Source organism: Acidovorax sp. GW821-FHT10E04 (assembly GCF_059415185.1).
Genome location: NZ_JBWKMT010000001.1, coordinates 727,548 through 743,444 on the forward strand (window position 1 = coordinate 727,548; position 15,897 = coordinate 743,444).

Annotated in this window: 12 protein-coding genes; 11 read left to right on the forward strand and 1 reads right to left on the reverse strand. The window is 62.2% G+C overall.

The annotated features are described in order from the left end of the window. Nucleotides 1-133 precede the first annotated feature (133 nt). Genes AC07OC_RS03305 through AC07OC_RS03330 form a run of 6 tightly spaced genes read left to right on the forward strand, consistent with a single transcriptional unit; the run spans nt 134 to nt 7,143 of the window. Nucleotides 134-3,100: an EAL domain-containing protein gene (locus tag AC07OC_RS03305; protein ID WP_218338567.1), complete on the forward strand. Its 2,967-nt coding sequence runs from the start codon at nt 134-136 to the stop codon at nt 3,098-3,100. A gap of 15 nt (nt 3,101-3,115) precedes the next feature. Further along, nucleotides 3,116-3,445 (forward strand): hypothetical protein, encoded by a 330-nt coding sequence (locus AC07OC_RS03310; protein ID WP_218338568.1) that lies wholly within the window; start codon nt 3,116-3,118, stop codon nt 3,443-3,445. Further along, complete coding sequence (locus AC07OC_RS03315) at nt 3,442-4,284, forward strand: HDOD domain-containing protein (RefSeq protein ID WP_218338569.1); 843 nt, start codon at nt 3,442-3,444, stop codon at nt 4,282-4,284. The genes AC07OC_RS03310 and AC07OC_RS03315 overlap by 4 nt, the downstream gene beginning before the upstream one ends. A gap of 14 nt (nt 4,285-4,298) precedes the next feature. Beyond that, nucleotides 4,299-5,252, forward strand: coding sequence for an ATP-binding protein (locus AC07OC_RS03320; protein WP_218338570.1), 954 nt, complete (start codon nt 4,299-4,301; stop codon nt 5,250-5,252). Nucleotides 5,253-5,255: 3 nt separating this feature from the next. Then, on the forward strand, nt 5,256-6,593 hold the full coding sequence (nosR, locus tag AC07OC_RS03325; RefSeq protein WP_218338571.1) for a response regulator c-di-GMP phosphodiesterase, NosR family: 1,338 nt from the start codon (nt 5,256-5,258) through the stop codon (nt 6,591-6,593). A gap of 16 nt (nt 6,594-6,609) precedes the next feature. Beyond that, entirely contained in the window at nt 6,610-7,143 is a 534-nt protein-coding gene (locus AC07OC_RS03330; protein ID WP_218295004.1) for a response regulator, read from the forward strand. A gap of 55 nt (nt 7,144-7,198) precedes the next feature. Here AC07OC_RS03330 and AC07OC_RS03335 read toward each other — a convergent pair whose 3' ends face one another. Continuing rightward, the gene (locus AC07OC_RS03335; protein ID WP_218338572.1) at nt 7,199-10,219 is read right to left on the reverse strand and encodes an EAL domain-containing protein; all 3,021 of its coding nucleotides are present in this window, start codon (nt 10,217-10,219) and stop codon (nt 7,199-7,201) included. Between the two features lie 247 nt (nt 10,220-10,466). On the opposite strand from AC07OC_RS03335, the gene AC07OC_RS03340 reads away from it, so the two are divergent. The 5 genes from AC07OC_RS03340 to AC07OC_RS03360 all read left to right on the forward strand — a co-directional run bounded on the left by AC07OC_RS03340 (nt 10,467) and on the right by AC07OC_RS03360 (nt 15,868). Beyond that, complete coding sequence (locus AC07OC_RS03340; protein ID WP_218338573.1) at nt 10,467-12,341, forward strand: TOL_0244 family TonB-dependent receptor; 1,875 nt, start codon at nt 10,467-10,469, stop codon at nt 12,339-12,341. Next, nucleotides 12,338-12,913 carry a TOL_0243 family YfiR-like periplasmic protein gene (locus AC07OC_RS03345; protein WP_218338574.1) on the forward strand — a complete coding sequence of 192 codons (576 nt, stop codon included), beginning with the start codon at nt 12,338-12,340 and terminating at the stop codon, nt 12,911-12,913. Before AC07OC_RS03340 ends, AC07OC_RS03345 begins: the two co-directional genes overlap by 4 nt. Then, nucleotides 12,914-14,440, forward strand: a complete 1,527-nt coding sequence (locus AC07OC_RS03350) for a sensor histidine kinase, YfiR-like protein-associated (protein ID WP_494600374.1) — start codon at nt 12,914-12,916, stop codon at nt 14,438-14,440. Further along, a complete protein-coding gene (locus AC07OC_RS03355; RefSeq protein ID WP_218338576.1) occupies nt 14,427-14,867 on the forward strand; it encodes a response regulator in 441 nt (146 codons plus the stop codon). The genes AC07OC_RS03350 and AC07OC_RS03355 overlap by 14 nt, the downstream gene beginning before the upstream one ends. Before the next feature lie 197 nt (nt 14,868-15,064). After that, the gene (locus tag AC07OC_RS03360) at nt 15,065-15,868 is read left to right on the forward strand and encodes an SDR family NAD(P)-dependent oxidoreductase (RefSeq protein WP_218338577.1); all 804 of its coding nucleotides are present in this window, start codon (nt 15,065-15,067) and stop codon (nt 15,866-15,868) included. Nucleotides 15,869-15,897: the final 29 nt, after the last annotated feature.

Consider the following 15,897-nt stretch of genomic DNA (forward strand, 5'->3'; position numbering starts at 1 on the left):
CTTGGGCACTGATCAATGAGGAAGCATCCGGCTCACGGCCGGCCTCGCTTCATTCTTCGCAACGCATGGCCAATTTCAGAGTCGAGGGTCCCCCTTTGAGTCGCAAATACCCGACGCCGTTGAACGAACTCGGTTGCGTCCCTTTCCCCGGCGGCAAAGGCTTTCTGCAATGAGTACCCATACAGTCGAAGGCACCCCCTTCGACACGGAGGTTCATCTGTCCGATGCCGACTACCAGCGGCTGGTGGAGCAGGTGCAAGCGGCCGTATTTGTGATTCGCAAGGGCAGATTCCTCTTCGTGAACCCCAAGCTCGTGGAGCTTTTCGGCTACACCAAGGAGGAAATGCTGGAAAGCATGGATCCCATGCTGCTGTGCGCGCCGGAGCACCGGGACATGGTGCGCGAGCAGGCCAATGCGCGGGTCGCCGGAGTCCCCGGCAAAGCCTATGAGATCGAATGCCTGCGAAAGAACGGCGAGAAGTTCAATGCCCAGGTATGGGGCGTGCGGATCTTTCTGGGGGAGGAAGCGGCGGATCTGGTCACGCTGCACGATGTCAGCGCCATTCGAACGGCGACCCGCTACGCGCAGCAACGCGCTCAGTTGTTCAGCAATGCCGAGGAACTCGCCCGCATCGGCTCCGCCGAGATGGATCTGGTGTCAGGCACCGTCACCCTGTCGTCCGGCATGCACGCCATCTTCGGAATCCCCCAGACGGACGCTCCGGCCGGAAAGGACTGGCTGCTGGCCCGGGTTCCCGCTGTGGAACGGCCGTATGTGCAGGCGATCAGCGAAGGCGTGTCACCTGACGATGTCTGCGAGTTCCAGCACCGCATCGTTCATTCGGACGGCAGTTTGCGCACGGTGCTGCACCGCGTGCTGGCCGACGCCGACGACGAGGGCCGGGTGGTCAGGACGGTCACGCTCCTGCAGGACATCACGCTGCAGCGCGCGGCGGAGCAGCGGCTGGACAAGCTTGCGAACACGGATGAAGTGACCGGATTGCCCAACCGCAGCGCGTTGACGGAGTATCTTGATACGAGGATGCGCGAGGCGGCGCGGGAAGGGCGGCAGATTGCCGTCCTGAGCGTGGAGATCGACCGGCTCAAGCTCGTGAGTGAATCGCTGGGCTACGCGGCAGGGGACCAGCTGCTCATGGAGGTGGGAACGCGGCTGCAACCCCAGGCGTTCGAGGATGACCTGCTGGCGCACTTTGGCAGTGGCGAGTTTTCGCTGGTGCTGGCGCGCGAGGGCAATGTGGACGAGCAGTTGGCGCGCACCGTCGCGGCCTCGCTGGTGGATGCGCTGTCGCTGCCCGTCGCGATTGGCGACAACGAAATCAAGGTGACGTGCGACATCGGAATATCCCTGTACCCGGCGCACGGCGAGGACCCGGAAAAGCTGCTTCAGCAGGCTCAGGCGGCCATGTACCGTGCCCATGAACTGGGCAAGAACCAGATCTGCGTGTTCAGCTCCGGCATGCACTCCAAGGCCATCTCCAGGCTCGCCATGGAGTCCGGGCTGCGCCGGGCCCTGGAGCGCAATGAGCTTGATCTGCACTATCAGCCCAAGCTGGAACTGGTCAGTGGAACCGTCATTGGCGCCGAGGCCTTCCTGGAGTGGAACTCCCCTGACGGCACCCTGATACCCAGGTCCAGCTATATACGCGTCGCCGAGGAAACCGGCCTTATCGTGCCCATCGGCGAATGGGTGCTTCGCGCTGCCTGCCGCCAGGCGCTGGAGTGGCAGCGTGCCGGGCACGCCAGCTTCCGGATTGCCGTCAACCTCTCGGCCCGCCAGCTCCAGCAGCCTGATCTGGTCCAGCGGATACAAAAGGTGCTCATTGAAACCGGCCTTGATCCCCGGTTGCTGGGACTGGAGATCACCGAAGGCGCCCTGATGGGCGAGAGCACGCGCATCGCGCGGATTCTGGGCGACCTGAAGGCGCTGGGCATCGAGATCTCGCTCGATGATTTCGGGACGGGCTATTCCAGCCTGAGCTACCTGCGCACACTGCCCATCGATGTCGTGAAGGTGGACCGTTCGTTCGTCCACGACGTCACGGCGGCATCGCAGGACGTATCCATCACGCGCGCCATCATCAACATGGCGCACAGTCTGCAGATGAAGGTGTTGGCGGAAGGCGTGGAAACCGAAGGCCAACTGGCGCTGCTCATCGCCAACCGCTGCGACCAGATGCAGGGCTTCTACTTCAGCGGCCCCGTCTGCGCCGACGACATGAGCGCGTTGCTGAGCAAAGGCCAGGCACTGCCGGAGCACCTGCTGCTGCGCCGCACCCACCGGCGCACGCTGCTGCTGGTCGATGACGAGGACAGCATCGTTTCGGCGCTGCGCAGGTTGTTGCGCCGCGATGGCTATCACATCGTGACCGCCAACAGCGGTGCGCAGGGCTTGCAGCGGATGGCCGAGAATTCGGTGGACGTGATCGTTTCGGATCAACGCATGCCCGGCATGACGGGGGTGGAGTTTCTGCGCCGGGCCAAGGAGCTGTATCCCGACACCATCCGCATGGTTCTGTCCGGCTATACCGAACTGCAATCCATCACGGATGCCATCAATGAAGGGGCCATCTACAAGTTCCTCACCAAGCCCTGGGATGACGAGAGGCTTCGCAACCACGTCGCGGAAGCGTTCTCCCAAAAGGAGATGGCGGATGAGAATCGGCGCCTGGCCAATGCGGTGCTCAGTGCCAACGAGGAGCTCAGCGCGGTCAATGACCGCCTGCAACAGCTGCTGGCGAACCAGCGGGAGCAGATCCACCGTGAAGAGAGTAGCCTGAGCGTTGCGCGGGAGGTGCTGGACAATATTCCGGCCGCCGTCATCGGGATCGACCTGGAAGGCATGGTGGCGTTTGTGAACGCGGATGCCGAAGCGCTCTTTGGCACCACGGCGGCTTTGCTCGGGCAGGACGCGGAGCAGGTCCTGCCGGAGGATCTTCGCAAGGTATGGCATTTCGCGGACCAGAGCTACCACGATGTCCAGGTTGCCGGCGGGGCGTTTCGCGTGGTGTGCAGATCGGTGGGAGGGGAAAATCATTCACGGGGGCGGCTGCTGGTCCTGGTTCCCAGCAGCGCGGCCTGACACCTACGGACTCCCATGCAAGCTCTTTCCACCTCGATTGAATGGACCCCGGAGGGGATGCTCCTGGCCCAGCCGGTGCTGGACGCGCACGGACAGCTTCTGCTCCCGGCGGGGACGCCCATCACGCGCGGGATCCTGAACAGCCTGCAGCAGCGGGGAATCGACACCGTCTTCGTCAATCCGCCGGAAGGTGTTTCGGGCATTGTCGACAAGCTGGATCCAGCCACACAGCAGGCACATACGGAAAAACGCCTGCTGCATCTGTTCCGGCCTGCCATGAGGGCCGGCCAGCTCAATCCGCTGTTTCATCTGATCCTGCGATATCGCTCCGCGGAGACACCATGAAGCAGCTCACTGCAGATGCCATATTGCGCAGTGTCCATGAGCTGCCGGCGCTTCCCGCGGTGGTGCTGGAACTGATCCAGTCTTTTGGGGACAGCCATGTTTCCGCCGAACAGCTGGCCGTGAAGATATCGCACGACCAGGCCATCGCCGCCAAGACGCTTCGGCTGGCGAACTCTTCCTTCTATGGCCTTCCTCGCCAGGTCACCTCCATCGCAGAGGCCACCGCGATTCTCGGGCTTCGCACCCTGCGCAGCGTGGCCACGGCCGCGGGATTGGTGGGCGGTTTTGCGAACTCCCGCTGCCAAGGGTTCGACTTTGATGCGTTCTGGCGCCATGCGATCGGCACGGCACTCACCGCCAGAGCCTTGGCGCAGCGCACGCGATTGGACGAGGATGCGGCGTTCACCCTGGGGCTGGTGCATGACATCGGGCGGCTGGTGCTCGTGAGCTCCTACGAGGACGAGTATGCCCAGGCCATTGCTTACCAGCTGGAACACGATTGCCTGATGCATGCCGCGGAGCGCCACTATTTTGGTGTTGACCATGCCGAGGTCGGCGGGGTGATCGCGGAGCATTGGCATTTTGCGCCGGAGATTGTTGCGGCCATTTCATGCCACCACCGCCCGCCGCCTGCCAGCCGCCTGTGCCTGACGGACCTCGTGCATGTCGCCGACAACATTGCGCACGGCCTGGATCTTTCTCACAAGGAAAACGATATGGTGCCCTTGCTGGCCTTGGATGCCTGGGGCAGACTGGCACTGGACGACGGTGACTACATGGCAGTTTTCGATGCGGTGGCAGAGCAGCATGAGGTTGTCTGCCACGCACTCCTGGCCTGAAAGAGGTGCCCTACATGAATTCTCACGACCCACTACTTCGCGAAAGCACCGTGGACACGCCGTCGGCCGTGTCCTCCCCTGACACCACGGAAGACAGGGTCAAGGAGCTGCTGCGATCCAACGAAGAGTTGACGCAGCTCAATGCAAAGCTCTCGGATGCGCAGGACAAGCTGATGCAGTCGGAAAGGATGGCATCCATCGGGCAGCTGGCCGCGGGTGTCGCCCACGAAATCAACAACCCCATTGGATTCATATTCTCCAATTTCGGCACCCTGGAGCGCTATCTGAGCGACCTGTTCCAGATGCTCGCGGCCTATGAAGAGGCGGAGTCTGCGCTCGGTGATACCCCGGTGGCGGTGCGCCTCAAGGCATTGCGCGAAAAAATAGAGCTGGATTTCCTGAAGGAAGACATTCCCTCCTTGATGGCGGAATCGAAAGACGGCATTACCCGCGTGCGCAACATCGTTCAGAACCTCAAGGATTTCTCGAGGGTGGACACCTCCCAGAAGTGGGTGCTGGCCGATCTGCACCACGGCATCGATTCCACCCTGAACATCGTCAATAACGAAATCAAATACAAGGCGGACGTTGTCAAGGCATATGGGGAGCTTCCCGACATCGAGTGCCTCCCCTCCGAACTCAACCAGGTCTTCATGAACCTCCTGGTCAATGCCGCCCATGCCATCCAGGCGGACAGGGGCACCATCACCATCCTCACCGGCGCCGACGACTCACGGGTGTGGGTGGAGATCCAGGACACGGGCGAGGGCATCGCCAAGGAGAATCTGGGGCGCATCTTCGATCCGTTCTTCACCACCAAGGCGGTCGGCAAGGGCACCGGGCTGGGCCTTTCGCTTTCGTACGGAATCGTCAAGAAGCACCTGGGAAGCATCGATGTCTTCAGCGAACCGGGTGTCGGGACGCGCTTTCGCGTCACGCTGCCGATACGCCACGCAGCGGAGGCGTAAGGGGTGAACTCCGATATCGACGTCACGGCCGCCCTTCCAACCTTGTCTCCGGAGGTCGGCCAATCGCGGGAGGATGCACGCGTCTGGCGAATTCTGTGCGTGGACGACGAGCCCAACATCGTGGCTTCGCTCAAGCGCCTGTTCCGGGGCAGTGGATACCAGGTAACGACCGCCACCAGCGGTGCCGAGGCGATTGCCCAGATGGAGCAGGAACCCGCGGACCTGATCTTCTCCGACATGCGGATGCCAGGAATGAGCGGCGCCCAGTTGCTGGAACAGGTGCGCCAGCGCTGGCCCCGAACGACGCGAATCCTGTTGACGGGGTACGCGGACATCGGATCCACCATCGCGGCCATCAACAGCGGTGAAGTCTATCGGTACATCACCAAGCCCTGGGATGACGGGGAAGTGCTTGCGACGGCCCACCAGGTGTTCGAGCGCCATGCCCTGGAGCATGAGAAGGACCGCCTGGAGGCACTTCTCAGGTCCAAGAACCAGGCATTGATGGAGCTCAATGAGACCCTGGAGGAAAAGGTTGCTGCACGCACCGGTGAGTTGCTCCAGCTGAGCCAGAAGATCAAGAAAAACTACCTCACTTCCATCAAGGTGTTCTCCAACCTGATGGAGTGGAGGGGAGGGCAGCTCTCCGGCCATTCACGGCGCGTGGCGGACCTGGCCCGCCGCACCGCGCGCGCCATGAACATGAGCGAGGCGGACCAGCAGGACGCGTTCATCGCCGGCTTGATGCACGACATCGGCCAGATCGCCTTGCCCGATACCCTGCTGGCCCGGCCTGTTCCCAAGCTATCCGAGGAAGAAACCGTCCAGTACCGCCGTCACGCCGTGCTCGGGGAGCAGGCGCTCATGGCGCTTGACGACATGCAGGCGGTGGCCAACATCATCCGAAGCCACCATGAGCGGCACGACGGCCTGGGCTATCCGGATGGCCTGGTGGGGGAGATGATTCCCATGGGCGCGTGCATTCTCGCCGTGGCGGACACGTATGACGACCTGCAAATCGGCCACCTCAGCTCCACGCCCTTGAATGCCGCGGATGCCAGGTCGATGATCGCGCGGGGCAGGGGGACCCAGTTCCACCCCGAAGTCGTCGATGTCTTCCTGCAAATGCTGCTGAAGGCTGCGCCCGGCGCGGAAACGCCCCCGCGCATGTTGCGCACCGTACAGCTGCGGCCGGGAATGATCTTGGCGCGGGACCTCCTGTCCACCGAAGGCGCCGTGCTGCTCGCGGCGGACCACGTGCTGACGGCCGAGCTGATCAAGCGGCTGAGGTTGCGCGAGGGACGGGACGGTATTGAAATGATCCTGCCGATCAAACCGTAATACGAAGGACTCAGGCATGCAGAGAATTCTCCTACTGGATGACGAGCCCCATGTCCTGGCGGCGATAAAGCGGAGCCTGCGAGCGGGACTCGGGGCTGATCTGCGCATTGAAGAAACGGTGGAACCGGAAGTGGCATTGGCCAAGCTGAGAGAGGCCGTTTTCGATGTGGTGATTTCGGACTACCGGATGCCCCTGATGACCGGCGTGGAGTTTCTGAGCCTCGTGCGGACCATTCAGCCCAGGGCGGTGCGGATGGTGCTGAGCGCATCGTCAGATTCGGAAAACCTGATGCGGGCGGTCAATGATGCGGAAGTCTTCCGCTACCTGCTGAAACCTTGGGATGAGAAAGACCTTCTCGGGCATGTGCGCTCGGCCCTGGAGCGGGCCGATCAGCTTCGCCACGAGAACGATCTGGCCGATGTCGGGCGTCACGAGTTTGGCCAACTCAGCGCCACGGAACTGGAACGCCGCCGATTGGAGGCTCTGGAGCCGGGACTGACCCATGTGACATGGGGGCCGAATGGAGAAGTCCTGGGGCCGGACAGCTAAGGACCGCGGCCTCACAGCCCTGGGCCTTCAAAATCCCCGGGGCGGTTTGCGCCATTCAAGCGCCTTTGCGCTGGGCAGCGTCATGGTGCCTGAATGCTTCGCGGATATTTTCCCGCAGCAGATCGTCGTCCCAGGGCTTCGTCAGAAATTTATAGATGGCGCCTCGGTTGATCGCGTCCGAAATGGATTCCAGATCGGTATACCCGGAAAGAACAATCCGGATGGTTTCGGGGTAAAGCTCCCGGGCCCGGGAGAGAAATTCCGTTCCAGACATCTCGGGCATGCGCTGGTCTGAAAGAATGACCTGCACTTCTTGTTGCGCCAGGATGTCGAAACCATCTTTTGCACTGTTGGCGGTCAATATTTCATACCCATCACGCCGCAACAGACGCCGCATCGAAGCCAGTATTCCTGGTTCATCGTCCACGATCAGAATTCTCTTGGGGGGTTCTGCGGATTTTTCGGGAATCCTGAGGGTGACGCCATCGGCCAGCAGGCGTCCAAAATCCTCGGCAGGTACCGGCCTGCTGAAATAGTACCCCTGGATTTCATCGCACTTCTTGCGATGCAGATAGCTCATTTGCGCCTCTGTTTCCACGCCTTCGGCAATGACCTTGAGCTTGAGATTGTGGGCCAGGTCGATGATCGCAGTGCAGATCGCAGCGGCATCGGGGTCGTAGATGACCTCTTTGACGAAACTCTGGTCGATTTTCAAATAATCGATGGGAAACCGCTTCAGATAGGCCAGCGAAGAATAGCCCGTCCCAAAATCATCGATCGCCAGGCGGACACCCATTTCACGGATGTCGTGGAGGCGCTGGATGTTCACGTCAATATCCTCCATGAAGAGGCTTTCCGTGATCTCGATATCGATGGGGACTTCACCGCCCTTGCTGCCTTTCAGGCAAAGGCCGAGGATCTTCGAGAAATCGGACCGCCGCATCTGGACGGCTGAAACATTCACGGCGATCCTTGGAGGTGTCAATCCTTGGCTGCGCCACTTGTCATGGTCGCGAATGGCTCTTTCCAGAACCCATTGGCCGACATCGATGATCATTCCCGTTTCTTCGAGGATGGGAATGAAAACCGAAGGTGGAACCAATCCTGACTCGGGGTCATTCCAGCGAATGAGTGCCTCCATGCCGGTGATTTTTCCGTCAAGGAGCGCGACCTTGGGCTGGTAGTGCAGAACGAACTCGTCGTTCTCCAAGGCCCTGTGCAGCTTGCTTTCTATGCTCAGCTGGCTGTGCACACGGGTATTCATCGAGGCGGTATAGAACTGATACCGTCCCTTGGCCGCACCGGCCTCGCGCGATGCGGCTTCCGCATGCGCAAACAGCATGTCCGCCTCCCGCCCATCGTCCGGATAGAGGGATATGCCTGTGCGAAAAGTCAGGTACAGCTCTTTCGCCTCCACAACGAACGGACGGTCCATCAAGGGGAATATCTTTTCCGACAAAAGATGCGCTATTTCCGCGGGAACACTGCGATAGGTCGCAATGATGCCGAAATGATCGGCACCCATTCTGGCAATCTTGTCGTTGGAGCCCAGGGCTTCCACCAGCCGCCTGGCCACCGCCTGGATCACCGCGTCTCCCGCATGCCTGCCCAGGGTATCGTTGATATTCTTGAACCGGTCGATGTTCATCCAGACCAAGGCCACACACGCCGCGTCCTCCGCAGTGCTGGCGGCGCCTTGAATCAGCTGGTCCAGGCGGTCCTGCAACAGGCTTCTATTGGGAAGCCCCGTCAGTGCATCGTAGTAGGCCAGGTAATTGAGCCGCTCGGATTTTTCAAGATGGTCCAGCGAGAAGGCAATGTCAGAGGCCAGTTCTTGCAGAAGCTGGATTTCGGCATCATCAAAGAAATCTCTCTCGGACGAATACAGTGCCATCAGTCCGATGACTTTCTTGTTGACCGACAGCGGGAACAGGCCAAAGCTCTGAAATCCCCTGTTGATTGCCTCATCCCTCAAGACAATTCTCGGGTCGGTTCTGACGTCCTGAACCAGGATGGTTTCCGAGCTCCCGACGCATTCGCCCACCAGGCCGTGGTTCTCACGTTCGAGAACATTCAGCCCCATGGGAATGTGCTCGATGTAATCTTCTCCGGCCCCTGCCCAGGCCGCCGCGGCCACATGCTGCTCTTCCATGTCAGCGATGCCGATCCAGGCCAGGCGAAAACCCCCTGCATTGACGGCGATCTGGCAGGCCTCGTGAAACAGCTCTTTGCGATCCTGCGTCCGCACGATCAGCGAGTTGATGCTGCTCAATACCGCATAGATCCTGTTGAGACGCTTGACCTTGAGCTCCGCATTCTTGCGCTCGGTGATGTCCACCACGGAGCCCGCCATATAGGTTGCCTTGCCGCTTTCATCCCAGACGGCTTGCCCTTTGGCATGCGACCAGCGGTAGGAGCCATCCTTGGCGAGTGCCCGGTATTCGACGTCGTAGGGAACCTGCTGCCTGATGTGGGCAGCGAAAGCGTCCAGCACCATCTGGCGGTCGGACGGCTCCAGCAGGCCCAGCCACGCCGCCGCGGTATTTTCTATTTCATGGTCCTGGTAGCCCAGGCGAAATTTCCATTGCGCGGAGATTTGCGCGATGCCCGTGTCGACATTCCAGTCCCACACATCGCCGGTGGAGGCCGCCAGCCGAAACCGCAATTCGCTGTGCCTTAGCGCCTCCTGCGTGCGCTTTTGCTCGCGTGCCGACAGGGCGTCATTGAGGGCGCGGCGGACCGCGGGGGCCAGCCGCCCCAGGTCATGCTTGAGGATGTAGTCCGTCGCCCCGCTCTTGAGGGCATTGATGGCGTTCTCTTCCCCGATGGTTCCCGACACGAAGATGAACGGGACGTCCGGACACACCTCCCTGGCCACCGACAGGGCATCGAGGCCACTGAAGCGCGGCATGCTGAAGTCGGACAGGATGATGTCCGGCACATCCACCCGCAGCTCATGGCGCAGCCGCTCCTCGGTGTCCGCGCGGCGGCTCGTGAAGTTGAACGCCGCGCGCCGCAACGCGTGCGCTACGAGTTCCGCGTCGTTGGGCTCATCCTCGACCATCAGGATATTCAAGGGGACCACTTGCAAATATTCCTCCTGCCACAGGGACACCCCTGTGGAACACTGCCGTGTGGAGACGAGTCTAGGGGGCTGCACCCCAGGTATCAAGAGATTCTTAATTTGCGCGGTTCGCGTGCGCGGCCGCCGTTGAACGGTAGGCAATACCCGGTTTTCAACCTACCATTGTTTCCAAGTCGGCGCTGACGGCTTGGCATCCACAAACCCGGGGAGGCAGGCGGTGATTCAACCCAGAGCATGCTTGGCAGGATTGCTGGCCCTGTCCCTGTCGCCGATCCAGGCCCAGGATAACAAAGCCTCCGCGCTTGCCGAACTCTCACTGGAAGAACTGGCAAGCATCCAGATCACCTCCGCGGCCCGGCACCCCGAGTTCCTCGGGGATGCTTCCGCCGCCATCTTTGTGATCACCTCCGACAGCATCCGCCGCTCCGGCGCCTCCACGCTGCCCGAGGCATTGCGGTTGGCGCCCAATCTCCAGGTGGCCCGCCTGGACGCGAGCCAGTACGCGATCAGCGCGCGCGGTTTCAACAATGCCATTGGCAACAAGCTGCTGGTGTTGATCGACGGCCGCACGGTCTACACGCCGTTTTTCTCCGGGGTGTTCTGGGACCAGCAGGACGTCATGCTGGAAGACGTTGACCGGATAGAGGTCATCAGTGGACCGGGAGGTACCTTGTGGGGCGCCAACGCCGTCAATGGCGTGATCAACGTGATCACGAAATCCTCCGCCAGCACCCAGGGCGGGCTTGTCGCCGTGGGTGCCGGCAACCAGGGCCGGGACGCATCGTTCCGATATGGCGGCGTGCTGGGAGGAGGGGGGACGTTCCGTGTCTACGCCAAGGGCGACGCGACCCGGCCCGTGGTACAGACCGGAAGTGCCGCGGTAACGGATGGACGTTCGCGCGGGCAAATGGGATGGCGCGCGGACTGGGTGGACAACGGCAGCGAACTGACCTTTCAGGGCGACGTATACGCTGGGGCCACCGACAGCCGCGGCCTGTTTGGCCGCTTTGACCTGGGGCGGGTCGAGGCGTCGGGGGGCAACGTTCTTGGGCGCTTGACGCGAAAACTTCCGGCAGGGCAGGACGTTCGCCTGCAGGCCTACTACGACTATACGGACCGCAAGGATGCCTTCCTCTACCAGCCGCGGCAACGGGTTCTGGATGTGGAGTTCCAGCATGGCGTGCCCCTGGGAGCCCACCGGCTGCTGTGGGGCGGGGGATACAGGCAGGCCCGGGACGACATCCGCCCTGGCGTGATATTTGGATTCACGCCGGCAGCAGCTTCGCTGCGCTGGGCCAATGTGTTTGTGCAGGATGAATTCAAGCTGACCGACCGCCTCAACCTGACGCTTGGCACCAAACTGGAGAAGAATGACTTCACGGGGACGGAGTCGCTTCCGAGTGCGCGCTTCGAATGGAAACCGAGCCCGCAGCAGCTCTGGTGGGGCGCCGTGTCGCGGGCGGTACGGGCCCCGGCACGCCTGGACCGCGACATACGCCTGCCCCCGACCCCCCCATTTCTGATCGCCGGAGGCCCGGATTTCCAGTCGGAAATCGCCAAGGTGCTGGAGCTGGGCTACCGCTCCCAGCCCTCGGCCTCGCTCTCCTACTCCGTCACGGCCTTTCAGCACCATTGGGACAAATTGCGCAGCGGTCAGCGTCCTCCCGGGGCACAGGTGCAGAACATGATCGAGGGAAAGACCTGGGGCCTGGAAGCCTGGGGTGAATGGCATGCGGCACGCCATCTGCGCCTTGCGGGCGGGCTGTCCTTGCTGCGCAAGAACCTTCGGGTCCGGCCGGGCAGCTCGGACCCCGAGGGGCCCCGCGCGCTGGGCAATGATCCCCGCCACCAGTGGATGCTGCGTGCCGGGCTCAATCTGCCCCACCGCCAGGAGCTCGATGTCATCGTGCGCAGGGTAGGGGCCTTGCCGGACCCCGCCGTGCCTGCGTACACGGCCGTCGATCTGCGTTTTGGCTGGACGGTGCGGCCTGGCGTTGAACTGTCGATCGTGGGCCAGAACCTGTTCGACGGATCCCACCCGGAATTCAATGCGGCACTGAACCGCAGGGAAATTCCGCGCAACGTGGCGTTGCGAGTCAGGTGGTCTCTGTGAACACCTGGAGATCGCCGTGGCGGCTGGGGCGAGGGGTGGCGCTGTGGGTGCTCCTGGTCGGCCTGGCCTGCGGGCCCTGCGCCGCCCAGCCGGACTGGCCGAACGACGAGTCGCAGATCAAGGCCGCGTTCCTGTACAAGTTTGCCGGGTATGTGGATTGGCCCGAAGGCTTTCTGGGCAGCGTGGAGACGCCATTCACGATCGGCGTGCTGGGGGCCGATCCCATTGCAGATGAACTGGTGCAGATCGTCCAGGGGCGCAAGATCCATTCGCGCAGCATCGTGGTGAGCCGGCTCAAGGCCGGAGACCCGCTGGAGGACGTGGCGATCCTGTTTGTGGGCAAGGGGGACGCCGCCCGCCTGAAACCCGTGCGGGGCACATTGCAGGCGCAGCCCATCCTGGTAGTCACCGAGGAGCCCGCAGGCCTTGCGCTGGGCGGCATGATCAATTTTCTGCTGGTGGATCGCCATGTGCGTTTCGAGGTTGCGCTGGCGCCCGTGGAAAAAAGCGGGCTGCGCCTCAGCTCCCGCTTGCTCGCGGTGGCCCAGAGAGTCCACGCCGAAGGGCGCTAGATGCTCAACGCCATAGCACGCTCGCTGCGCCACAAGTTCGCGTTGGCGATGCTCGCGGCAACCTTCGTGTCGCTGTCGGTGGCGGGAACCGCGCTCGCCCTGTATGAACTCCAGGCCTACAAGCAGAACGTGACCAGTGACCTGCTGACGCAGGCCGAAATCCTGGGGCGCGCGACAGGCCCCGCCCTGGCGTTTGACGACCACAAATCCGCGGAGGAAAACCTGTCCCTGCTGGAAACCCGGCGCCAGATCCGGGCAGCCGCCATTTACAACGCCCGCGGAAAGATGGTGGCCCAGTACCGCGGTGCGGGTGCCCATGCCGAGCACAAGGTCCCTGCATTGCCCGAAGCCGACGGCGTGCGACTGCAAGACGGCGAACTGGTCGTTTTCAAGCGGATTCTCGAAAACAAGGAGATCGTCGGAACGGTCTACATGAGCGCGGACTACGAACTGGCGCAACGGTTTCGGGGCTACCTGGGCATCCTCGCGAGCGTCATGGGGCTGAGCCTGCTGGTGGCGGCAGGCATGTCGGCATGGCTTCAGTCGGCCCTGACCAAGCCCATCCTCGCCGTCACGAACGTGGCGCGCCAGGTGACGGAGCGCAAGGACTTTTCACTGCGCGTGCAGAAGACGACGAAGGACGAGCTGGGCTATCTGGCGGATGCGTTCAACGACATGCTGTCGGAGATCGGCCGGCGCGCCGAAGACCTGGAAACGGCCAACAAGGCCCTGGAGCGCGAAGCGCAGGAGCGCCGGCGCGCCGACCAGGACGTGCGCCAGCTCAACGCGGAGCTGGAACAGCGGGTGTCCCAGCGCACCTTGCAGCTGGAAACCGCCAACCAGGAACTGGAGAGCTTCAGCTACTCGGTGTCGCATGACCTGCGCGCGCCCCTGCGGTGGATCGTTGGCTTCTCCGAGGCGCTGATGGAAGACCACGGCGCGAACCTGGACGACGAGGCCCGGCGGAAAATCCAGATCATCCAGAACGAGGGGCGGCGCATGGGCGTGCTCATCGACGACCTGCTCGCCTTTTCTCGGCTGGGGCGGCGTGCGCTCAAGGTGAGTGACGTGGAGATGGGGGTGCTGGTGCTGGCCACCTGGAATGCGCTCAAGGAGCGCGAGGATTTCAGCCGCGTCCAGCTTCACATCGGCGCCATGCCCGTGGCGACGGGAGACCGCGTGCTCCTCGGACAGGTGTGGACCAATCTGTTGTCGAACGCCCTCAAATTCAGCTCGAAACAGGAAAATCCACGCATTGAAATCGGTGCCATCACGGACGATCAGGAACACATTTTCTTTGTGCGTGACAATGGTGCCGGATTCAATCCAAAGTACAAGGCCAAGCTGTTCGGCGTTTTTCAGCGCCTGCACGACACCAGCGAATTTCCGGGAACGGGCGTAGGTCTCGCCTTGGTCCAGCGGATAGTCCACCGCCACGGAGGCCGCGTCTGGGCCGATGGCAACCTGGGCGAAGGCGCGACGTTTTATTTCACTGTCCCACGGGAGAGCCGCGATGGAGCTGTTTGAAGAAATCGACATCCTCCTGGTAGAGGACAGTCCCAACGACGCGGAGCTGGCGATCCGCGCCCTGAAGAAGCGGGGATTTGCCAACAAGATGCTGTGGGTCAAGGATGGCGAACAGGCCATCAACTACCTGTTTCGGCTTGGCGAGTATTCGCAACAGCACGATGAAACCAGCCCGAAGCTGGTGCTGCTGGATCTGAAGATGCCGCGGGTGGATGGCATGGAGGTGCTGCGCGCCATCAAGGAGGACCAGCGCACGCGCCGCATTCCCGTGGTGATACTGACGTCGTCCCAGGAAGAGCGGGACCTGACACTGTCCTATGACCTGGGGGTCAACAGCTATGTGGTCAAGCCCATGGACTTTGACGAGATGGCGGATGTGGTCTGTCAGGCCGGGTCGTATTGGCTGACCGTCAACCGCACGCCGTAGCTGGCCCGGGCGGTCATCCGGGATCTTTCATCCAAGGAGAGCGCGGGGTTGCGCAGAGCGTGCCGCGAAGGGATGCTCGAACTCAAGCGCGCTCAATGATATTTGTTATTTAACATAATATACATCGTATAAAATCATAAGGGAACCACCAAACCCCGCCAGATCCGTGCCGCCATCAGCCGCTACCATCCCTCTCCATGACCCTCCCCACCACGACCCCATCCACTCCGTCTTCTTCCATCCACTTCGGCCACCAGGGCCGTGTCTGCATCGTCACTGGCGGCGCCCAGGGCATTGGCGAGGCCTGCGTGCGGCGGTTTGCCGCCGAGGGCGCCAAAACGGTCGTCGCGGATGTGGACGATGCGCGCGGCCAGGCGCTGGCGCAGGAACTGGGCGCGCTGTATGTGCGCTGCGATGTGGGCGACAAGGCGCAGGTGGATGCGCTGGTGGCCCGGACCCTGGCGGCCCACGGGCGCATCGACGTGCTGGTGAACAACGCGGGCATCTTTCGCGCGGCGGATTTTCTGGACGTGACCGAGGCCGATTTCGATGCCGTGCTGCGGGTCAACCTGAAAGGCTCGTTTCTTGTCGCACAGGCCGTCGCGCGCGCCATGGTGGTCTCGGGCGGCGGCACCATCGTCAACATGAGCTCGGTCAACGGCGTGCTGGCCATCCCCAATATCGCCAGCTACAACGTGAGCAAAGGCGGCGTGAACCAGCTCACGCGCGTGATGGCCCTGGCGCTGGCCGACAAGAATATTCGCGTGAACGCCGTCGCCCCCGGCACGATCGCCACCGAGTTGGCCGCCAAGGCCGTGCTGACCAGCGACGAGGCCAAGCAGAAGATCATGAGCCGCACCCCCATGAAGCGGCTGGGCGAGCCATCGGAGATTGCCGATGTGGTGGCCTGGCTGGCCAGCGATGCCGCCAGCTATGTGACCGGCGAGATCGTGACCGTGGATGGCGGGCGTATGACGCTGAACTACACCGTTCCGGTCTGACGCGCCGAATTACTATTGAATTGATAGCT

Bases quoted from the DNA above. Each gene is read 5' to 3' on its own strand.
- AC07OC_RS03310 (WP_218338568.1), top strand. From the start codon at position 3,116: ATGCAAGCTCTTTCCACCTCGATTGAATGGACCCCGGAGGGGATGCTC.
- AC07OC_RS03315 (WP_218338569.1), top strand. From the start codon at position 3,442: ATGAAGCAGCTCACTGCAGATGCCATATTGCGCAGTGTCCATGAGCTG.
- AC07OC_RS03320 (WP_218338570.1), top strand. From the start codon at position 4,299: ATGAATTCTCACGACCCACTACTTCGCGAAAGCACCGTGGACACGCCG.
- AC07OC_RS03330 (WP_218295004.1), top strand. From the start codon at position 6,610: ATGCAGAGAATTCTCCTACTGGATGACGAGCCCCATGTCCTGGCGGCG.
- AC07OC_RS03350 (WP_494600374.1), top strand. From the start codon at position 12,914: ATGCTCAACGCCATAGCACGCTCGCTGCGCCACAAGTTCGCGTTGGCG.
- AC07OC_RS03355 (WP_218338576.1), top strand. From the start codon at position 14,427: ATGGAGCTGTTTGAAGAAATCGACATCCTCCTGGTAGAGGACAGTCCC.
- AC07OC_RS03360 (WP_218338577.1), top strand. From the start codon at position 15,065: ATGACCCTCCCCACCACGACCCCATCCACTCCGTCTTCTTCCATCCAC.